The organism is Fusobacterium mortiferum ATCC 9817, assembly GCF_000158195.2.
In the GTDB taxonomy this organism is placed as follows: domain Bacteria; phylum Fusobacteriota; class Fusobacteriia; order Fusobacteriales; family Fusobacteriaceae; genus Fusobacterium_A; species Fusobacterium_A mortiferum.
In genome coordinates, this window is sequence record NZ_GL987994.1 from 43,655 (window position 1) to 44,475 (window position 821).

The 821-nt window shown below is 28.6% G+C and carries 1 protein-coding gene; it reads right to left on the bottom strand.

Translation table 11 applies throughout. From position 1 onward, the window contains the following. Positions 1–129: 129 nt before the first annotated feature. Positions 130–821, bottom strand: a 692-nt coding sequence (locus FMAG_RS09840) for an RNA-guided endonuclease TnpB family protein (RefSeq protein WP_005886343.1), incomplete at its 5' end; no start/stop codon positions are given.

Below are 821 nucleotides of genomic sequence, written 5' to 3' on the forward strand. Positions count from 1 at the left end.
GTGAACCTCTCCCACTTAAAATTACTTTGTAATTTTTGAAGTGGGAGCTTCTTCTTGGGAAGTAGTTGCTTTTGTTAGCCAACTATATTTACCAAGCTAACCCCGTAGTTCCTACGGTTCTTTTTATTTTTAGACTGCTTGTTTTATTCTTAGACCTTCAGTCAATATATTTTTAGCTGCGTTTATATCTCTATCGTGATGAGTATGACAAACTGAACAAGTCCACTCTCTTACATCAAGAGTTTTCTTGCCATCTTTATAACCACATACAGAGCATATTTGACTTGATGGATAAAATTTATCAATTTTTATTATCTCTTTACCATACCATTTCGCTTTATACTCAAGTTTATTTACAAAACTAGCCCAAGATACATCAGATATAGATTTTGCTAATTTATGATTATGAAGTAATCCTTTTGTATTTAAGTCTTCAATACAGATAATATCGTGATTTTTGATAATATCTGTACTTAACTTATTTAAGAAATCTGTTCTCATATTCATAATTTTTTCGTGTATCTTAGCAATTTTAATTCTTTGTTTTTGATAATTTTTAGCTTCGCTTAATTTTCTATTTTCTTTTTTAGCAATTAGAAGTCTTTTAGAAAGTTTTCTCTGTTCTCTTTTTAGTTTATCTTCTAATTGTTTTCTAAATTTAAGATTTTCAATTTTTTCTCCAGTAGATAAAATAGCCATATCTTTAATACCTAAGTCAATTCCTACTGATGAATTAGTTTTTGGTAATTCTTGAATATCAGTTTCACATAACAAAGAGATAAAATACTTACCACTTCCATTACGCGAGATAGTAGCAGATT